Source organism: Streptomyces boncukensis, assembly GCF_011045075.1.
GTDB lineage: Bacteria > Actinomycetota > Actinomycetes > Streptomycetales > Streptomycetaceae > Streptomyces > Streptomyces boncukensis.
In genome coordinates, this window is the sequence record NZ_JAAKZZ010000902.1 from 1 (window position 1) to 1695 (window position 1695).

Annotated in this window: 2 protein-coding genes; both read left to right on the forward strand. The window is 73.5% G+C overall.

Features of this window, described 5'->3' with window-relative positions; genetic code table 11:
• The first annotated feature begins 79 nt into the window (after positions 1-79).
• Positions 80-496, forward strand: coding sequence for a cold shock domain-containing protein (locus tag G5C65_RS36835; protein WP_165303389.1), 417 nt, complete (start codon positions 80-82; stop codon positions 494-496).
• 198 nt (positions 497-694) lie between these two features.
• Positions 695-1695: LacI family DNA-binding transcriptional regulator (locus tag G5C65_RS36840; RefSeq protein ID WP_165303390.1), on the forward strand; the 1001-nt coding region annotated here is incomplete at its 3' end.

Sequence of the window (1695 nt, forward strand, 5' to 3'; positions counted from 1 at the left end):
GGGGTTTGTATGTTGATCACGTAGATCGCGGCCGCCTGCCATGGCGGCCGCCGTGGCGGTTTGGCGTGGAGGTACAGCTGTGCTGATGACGGGCAAGGTTCTGCAGTTCGACGAGGTCCGCGGCTACGGGTTCATCCAGCCCAAGGGCGGCGGCGAGGACGTCTTCATGCACGCCAACGACCTGCTGGACGAGAAGTACCTGTTCCAGGCCGGCAGCGAGGTCGAGTTCTCCATGGAGATGGGGGACAAGGGGCCCAAGGCGTCCGAGATCCGGCTCATCCACCAGCCGCCCTCCGAGGGGCGGTTCAGCCGCTCGCTGCGCCCGGCACCGGTCTCCGCCGAGCCCGGTGACGCGGAGGCGCAGTCCGCCGAGGAGCTCCGCGACGATCTGACCAGCGCCCTGGTGGAGGGCGCCGACTCGTTGACCGGAGCCCAGATCAAGGAGGTGCGGGAGTGCGTCATCGCGCTCGCGCGGCAGCGGGGCTGGGTGTCGTGAACCGCGGCTGACCCGGTCGCGGCGACCGCGCGGGGCGGGCCCTGGGGGCCCGCCCCGCGCGGCGTTGTGCGAGCGCTCCTGTGTCCAAACCGTTGACACGCCCTCTCCCCCTCCTTACCTTCTCCGCGCATTCGTTGCAGCCGCCGTCGTCGAAACGATTCGACGACGGCCGGGGCGCACGGGACCGAGGGAGCGGCGTTGGTCAAGATCACTGATGTGGCACGGCACGCCGGGGTCTCGCCGAGCACCGTGTCGTACGTACTGAGCGGCAAGCGGTCGATCTCGGCGGCGACCCGGCAGCGGGTCGAGGACAGCATCCGCGAGCTCGGCTACCGCCCGCACGCCCCGGCGCGCTCCCTGGCCAGCAGCCGCTCCAACGTGCTGGCCCTGGTGATGCCGCTGCGCGCCGGCATCCACATGCCCGTGCAGATGCAGTTCGCCGCGTCCGTGGCGACGGCGGCCCGCGGCTACGACCACGACGTCCTCCTGCTCACCGAGGAGGAGGGCGAGGACGGACTGCGCCGGGTGGCGGGCAGCGCGCTGGCCGACGGGCTCATCGTCATGGACATCCAGATGCAGGACCCGCGGCTGCCGCTGCTGCGCTCGCTGCGCCCGCCCGCCGTGCTCATCGGCTTCCCCGCCGAAGCGGACGGACTCACCTGCATCGACCTGGACTTCACCGCGACCGGCGAGATCTGCGTCGACCACCTCGCGCGGCTGGGGCACCGCTGCGTGGCGCTGCTCGGCTCGCCGCCGGAGGTGTACGCGCGCGGCACCGGTTTCGCACGGCGCACGGCGGCCGGCTTCACCGCCGCGGCGCGGCGCCGCGGCATGGCCTCCACGGTGGTCCCGGTCGCGCCCGGCGAGGCCGCGGCGCGCGAGACGGCGGAGCGGCTGCTGCGCCGGCACCCCGGACTGAGCGCGGTGGTCGTCCACAACGAATCCGCGCTCGGCCCGCTCCTGGAGGCGTTCCAGCGGGCCGGGATGCGCGTGCCCGAGGACCTGTCCGTGGTCGCGGTGTGCCCGGACGAGACGGCCGGGAGCATGGCCGTACCCGTCTCGTCCGTCGCCATCCCGGCCGCCGAGGTGGGGGAGCGGTCGGTGGAGCTGCTCATGGCCCAGCTGGCGGGCCGCACCGTGCCGGACGCCACCCTGCTCCCGCCGCGGCTGACCGCCCGCGCCAGCACGGCCCCGCACCC